The 6,101-nt window shown below is 20.5% G+C and carries 5 protein-coding genes; 3 read left to right on the top strand and 2 right to left on the bottom strand.

Annotated features, from left to right (window positions below; genetic code table 4):
- Nucleotides 1-67 precede the first annotated feature (67 nt).
- The gene (locus ACXX86_RS01980) at nt 68-988 is read right to left on the bottom strand and encodes an aromatic motif membrane protein (RefSeq protein ID WP_458560511.1); all 921 of its coding nucleotides are present in this window, start codon (nt 986-988) and stop codon (nt 68-70) included.
- A complete protein-coding gene (locus tag ACXX86_RS01975; RefSeq protein WP_458561038.1) occupies nt 978-2,816 on the bottom strand; it encodes an aromatic motif membrane protein in 1,839 nt (612 codons plus the stop codon). Before ACXX86_RS01975 ends, ACXX86_RS01980 begins: the two co-directional genes overlap by 11 nt.
- Nucleotides 2,817-3,069: 253 nt before the next feature.
- Here ACXX86_RS01975 and ACXX86_RS01970 point away from each other — a divergent pair, with 253 nt between their 5' ends.
- The 3 genes from ACXX86_RS01970 to ACXX86_RS01960 are packed head-to-tail and all read left to right on the top strand — an operon-like array spanning nt 3,070 to nt 6,057.
- Nucleotides 3,070-4,869, top strand: a complete 1,800-nt coding sequence (locus ACXX86_RS01970) for a hypothetical protein (RefSeq protein WP_458559426.1) — start codon at nt 3,070-3,072, stop codon at nt 4,867-4,869.
- Nucleotides 4,869-5,579 (top strand): ABC transporter ATP-binding protein, encoded by a 711-nt coding sequence (locus tag ACXX86_RS01965; protein WP_458557674.1) that lies wholly within the window; start codon nt 4,869-4,871, stop codon nt 5,577-5,579. The genes ACXX86_RS01970 and ACXX86_RS01965 overlap by 1 nt, the downstream gene beginning before the upstream one ends.
- Complete coding sequence (locus ACXX86_RS01960; RefSeq protein WP_458559425.1) at nt 5,551-6,057, top strand: hypothetical protein; 507 nt, start codon at nt 5,551-5,553, stop codon at nt 6,055-6,057. The genes ACXX86_RS01965 and ACXX86_RS01960 overlap by 29 nt, the downstream gene beginning before the upstream one ends.
- The last annotated feature ends 44 nt before the right edge of the window (nt 6,058-6,101 follow it).

The raw sequence follows: 6,101 nt of genomic DNA, 5'->3' as shown, positions 1-6,101 counted from the left end.
AATGATGAATCTTGAATTGAAATTGAAAAAATGATAGAAAAAAATAGATAGTTTTGCTATCTATTTTTTATAATTTTAAATCAGCAAATGTGTATCTTATGGGTTTTCCGCCTAAATTATCTAGAAAAATTTCTAGAGAAATTGCTGAAGAATTGGAGTTTAAACCTCTTGATTCTTTTTCTTTTACATATTTTTGAATATCAAAATTAGATTTATTATTTTTCACATTTCATTTTTTAATTTTATCTGCTCATAAAATAAAATTCATTTTGTTAGATGTGTTATTTTTGTTTTCATCAAATTCTTTGGTTAATTCCATTTCAAAAAGTAATCCATCATAGTTTACAAAATAAAATTTGAAATCTTGCTGATAATCTTCGGCTTCTTCTTCTAACTCTTCTTTTGTTAAATTTAAGTTATCTTGAGTTTTTAAAATAGCAAAGTCTAAAATTTTATTATCTTTTGATATATAAAATAAAGGATTAGTTAGTAAGTTTTCTCTAGATTTTTCTGTTTGCTCTTCTTTAGTACCAGCAAACAAATTTGTTGTATCAGCTAGTTGAATAAAAACTATTTTATTTAGATTAAATAGGAAAAACAACCAATTTTTACTAGTTAATTCTTTTATTTTAGCAAGAGATTGACTATAAGGCAATGCTTTTTTTGAAATAAATCCATCATCAGTATTATTTTGAATAGTTGTATAATAATATAATCAATTTTTAATATCTAAAAATGTTGTTTTAATATCTAATTCCTTTTGTTCCTTTATAAATTGATTCTTTTTATCTTCAGAATCGAATGTAACATTTAGAATATTTGTAATAAAGTCAGAATTTATAAATTCATTTCATTCTTTATCTTCTTTTTCGTTTTCCTGTATTTTTAGCTGATTAATTTGATTTTGTTGACTATTATTATTTAAATTACAAGAAGACAAAAATAAAGGAAAAACGGTTAAAAAAGGAAATATTTTTTTAATTTTCATTTAGATCCTTTCATATAATTAACATTTCTGCAGGTTGTCCATATCTAAACTTTTTAATTAAATCATTTTCAAAAGCTTGATAATGTTGAAAACTATCATGATAAATAGCATTATGAAAAATAGTTGTGATAGCATTTATCGATATATTATCTGTTTTAGAATTGGCAAAATAGAAAATAAAAGGGTTAAATTCTAGTGTTGTTCCGCTATCTTTTAAACTTATTTTAATATTGAAAATTTGATTATTTCTTTTGATATATAAATCTTTATAAGAATTACTTAATGCAGTAGTATCCCCTTCTTTAATTTCATTTAATAAATTATTAGAAAAGTAAGAGTCACTATAGCTATCTAAATCTTCTAAACTTTCTAAATATTCTTTTGATGGAGATAATTTATTACCATTTTTATCTACTTTATTAGTTATTGGCAGTGTAAATCAATTACTAAATACAGCTTTAAATTTAGTTAAATTTTTTAAAACAAAATATCAATTTTGAGACAAGAAATTTTTATATTGTAAATAAATAGGATTTTTTTTAAAATCAAAAGAAGAAGATTTTTTTATTTCTTTAGCAAAGTTTTTGAATCCTTCTTCTATTTGTTTTTCTTTTTCTTGTTGATTTTTAATAAATTTATTTATCATATCTTCATCTTTATTAAATTGAATATTTAGAATTAAAGATAAAATATTATCTGTATTTTTTTCTTCAATAGTTTTTCCTTTATCAATAATATCTAAAGAAGGATTAATGAATTTTTTAAAATCATTATCAATATAAAATTTATCATTTTTCTCTTGATTGTCATCATCTTCTTTTTTGTTGTTAATAAAAGAAGAATTTATATTTTTTAATAAATATTTTTTTAAAGAAAATTCCTTTTCAAGCTCTTTAAAAACTAAAAAATCTAAATTTAAAAAAGTAGTAGAATTTGAAATATTTAAGTTATTTAAATTAGAATATTTATCTTCAATTTGTTTGTAACCTTCAAGCTTTCTTTGGTTTTTTTCTTCTTCAGTTACATCTTCTTCATCTTCAAGTTCATATTCTAAATCTTCGTCAAAATCTTTTTTATCTTTTTTTATTTTTTCTTTGATAATTTCTTCTTGTTTATTTTCAAATTTATTTGCAAACAATTCAATATCTTCTTTTGTCGTATTTTCTTTATTTATCTCGTATATTTGACTATCTAGTCTAAATTTAGATATGTTATTTTTATCAACAAATTTTTGCAATCTTATAACTTTATTTTTGTCAATAACAATATAAAAAATATCTTTGGATGCTAGAATATGATCTTCTAATTTTTTATGTATTTTTATAAAAAAATTAATGGATTTTCCTTTTAAATTTAAAAAATTTAAAGAATCAGTTTTAAAATATTCATCTTCTTTTTGTGAATAGAAATTAGAACTAAATCTATTAACATCGTAAGGATAATGTAAAAATTCTAAAAAATCCAAATTTTTTAAAATTCAATATCAATTGTTGTTTAAATTTTCTTCTAAAATGGATTTTCCTATTTTGACAACTGCTTCATTAGAATTACCACCTTGAGCTTGATTAGATCTAAGTGGATTATAAACAAATAAAGAAAATTTTAAATCTTCTAATTTTTTATCACTTATGTTTTCTTGTTCAAGAATGTAATTATTTATTTTTTCTAAATTATTTTCAAAAATATCTTTTAATAAAAGATCAATTTCTGGATTAGAATAAAAATTTTTTTTATTTTGTGCATTTGCTTCATTACATGAAACAAAAGAATAAAAGGGGGAAAATAAAACTAAAAAAGGTAGAAATAATCTTACTTTTTTATTTTTCATTTTTATTATCTTTCTACTTATAAACTTAGAATAACTATTAATAATTATAACTTATTTATAAAAAAGCAATAAAAAAATTCCCTAAGGAATAATTTCAATCCGCTGTATAAATAATAGTTATTCTAAGTTGTTGTTAATGTGTTTATTTATTATTATTTAATTATTTATACTAAAAAATTATACTATTTTTTAGAAAATAATCAATTAAATTGTATAATTTTATGAGTTATTCAGTTGTTGTGTAGAAAGAAATATGAATAAAAATTACTTTTTATTTATAAATAAATTACTTTTAAAGAAAAAAAGCACAATTATTATTCCTGTAATTAATTTATTAATGATTATATTAACTTTAATTTTAAATTTCACTCTTGCTAAAAGTATAGAGAACTTTTTGATTATTTTTTATATCAATATTTTAATTAATGGGATTTTATCTAGTCTTTATGGTTCTATAAAAGGACTAAATATTTTTAAAGATTTACAAAGCGAAGGAATAGAAATAATTGTTTTTTCAAAAAGCATTACAAGACATAAAATAGTTTTTACTAAACTTATAAACTTTGCTTTTTGATCAATGTTATGATCCTTTGTTTCTTATTGAATTTTATCTACAACTCTGTTTTTAAATTTAAATTTCATTAATAGTTTAAATATACCTTTTTTATGAATTTTCTTAAGTCCTCTTTTTATTTATCTATTTTTTGGATTGATATCTATTTTAATTTCATCTAGATTTTCATCAAAAATATCAATAGCATTTCCTTTATTATTCTTTATGCCTTTTACAACTTTAGGGAGTATAATTTCTATATTTTCAACTTCTAGTGAAAACAAATTTGGAGAATATTTAAATATTAATTACCCAAATTATGATTCTGGAAAGTTGCTTGATGTTGAAAAATTTTATTTAAACAATAATAAAGATGAGTTATACATAATTCCTAAAAATGTGGATAATAAAAGTTTTTCACAAAGAGAAAAAGAATTTTTAGAATTAGCAAAGCAAAAATCTAAAAATTCATCAACTTTATGACAAGCATACTCATTACTTTCACTACCTTATCAATTTCTTGATATTTATAATAATAAAGATAAAGATGCTCTTTCTTATGTTTCTAAGAGTCAAATTAATAATTTAGAAAATTATTTAAATTATAAAAATTTAGATTCTGGAGAATACAATTACAAGTTAGAATTAAATAATAACAACTTATTAAAAGTTGCTATACAAGATGATGATAGTTTATTAGAAACAAAATATTCTTATTTAGTTCCTGGTGCATTAAAAAATAGTTCTCATTTTGAGAATGTAAAAAATAGAGAAATAATTTATTCAAGAGAAAATGCTTCCAATTTTGAAGTCTCATTTCCTGAAGATGATAAGATAGTTGCAGTTCCTGAAGATTTAGTTGGAAAACTAAAATGAGAAATAATTGAAGAAGTTTTAAAATCTGCTATTTTTGACAAATATGCCTATAAAACCTTTATAAAAGTTAAAAATTATAATAAAAATGATCTTTTAAAATACTTCGAAAATATACTTTCAAGTAATATTAATAACACTAACGATGATAATTTTTCAAAAGTTATTGATAATAATACAGAATTATTAAAAGAGATTATTGACACAAATAAAATTAAAAATTTAACTGAAAAGAAAATTTATTTTATCACTTCACTACTTTATTATGCTTACTTTCATCCTGAATTCAATAAAGTTATTTTAACTTTACTTGAAAAAGAAAATGATGGCAAAAAATATTATAATCCTGACAAATTTGAAATTTCTTTTGATAATAAGAAATATTTTATTGGTGGATATTCTACTTACAGTCCTATTCAACAAATAAAAAATGATAAAATCATTTATCGTTTTAGTTTAGAAGAAAGTAATAATTTCTTATTTCAACCTGTTGATGAAGTATATTCATACAAAGCAACAAATAGAATTGTTTATAATAAAAATATTAATTTAGTAATATGATCTTTAGTTGTAACTATTCTTGCTTTTTCAAGTTATGTAGTGTATAAAAGAAAGGATTATAAATAATGAATAATAATATTTTAGAAATAAAAAATTTAACAAAAATTTATAATAAAACCAATTCTGGTGTTAATAGCATAACATTTAGCGTTGAAAAAGGTAGTTTTCATGCATTTATAGGGGAAAACGGTGCAGGAAAAACAACAACTATAAAAAGCATTATAGATGCTTTTAGTGGATATACAGGAGAAATCTTAATTGATAATATAATAAATACCAAAGAAGAAGCTAAATCCAAGATAGGTTATGTTCCTGAAAACGCTTTATTTCCAAAAGGATTGACAACTTATGAATATTTATTTTACTTAGCCCAATTGTCTAAAATCCCTAAAAATACAGCACAAAAGAGAATAGATTTATTTTTGCAAAAATTTAAAATCGAAGATTTGAAAAATAAAAAACCTTACGATTTTTCTTCAGGACAAAAAAAGAAAATCCTTTTAATTCAAGCACTTATAAACGAACCAGAATTACTCATTTTAGATGAGCCTGCAGCAAATTTAGATCCTTCCGCTCGTTTTGAATTATTTTCTATATTAAAAGAATTAAATCAAGAAGGAAAAACAATTTTTATTAGTTCACATATTTTAAAAGAAATAGATGAATTTACTACTTATGTTACTTTAATCCATGAAGGAAAAATTTATTATCATGGACTAAAAGAAAAAAGTTTAGAAGATATTTTTTATGAAAAAGTCATTAATAAAGAAAATTAAGTTGTTTTCAACTTCATTTATCATTACAAGTCCTATTATTTTTGTTGCAAGTTGCAATCAAAAAACAGATAATATTTCAGAACAAGAAACAGAAATTAATTTCAAAGAAGGAGAAAATTTTGTTTATAAAAAATTTTATTCTTGAAGTTACTACAAAAGTGAAGATTTTGAAAAATTCAATATTTCTATAAAAAATCTAAATCAAAAAATAAAAGAGATATTAGATTTTATTAATACTTTAAAAGCAGAAAATAAAAATGATTTAGAAATTTTTAAAGAATTAATAACTCAAAACTATATTATCACTTCAAATACAGCTTATTTTTTAGATCAAGAAAATAAAATAACAATTAAATTTGAAAGTAAAAATACTGAAAAAGTAAAAGCTTTAGCTTGAAAAATTAATTTACAAGTTAAACACATAAATCATTATGATGATAAAGGCACTTTAAAAATAATAATTTATTTTAAAAACTAGTTATAACAGGAATTAATTCCTGTTTTTATTTTTCAAAAACTTAA

The sequence above is a fragment of the Mycoplasma sp. CB776 genome (assembly GCF_054343395.1).
The sequence above is the reverse complement of the archived record's forward strand: the minus strand, read 5'-3'. Positions and strand labels throughout refer to the sequence as shown.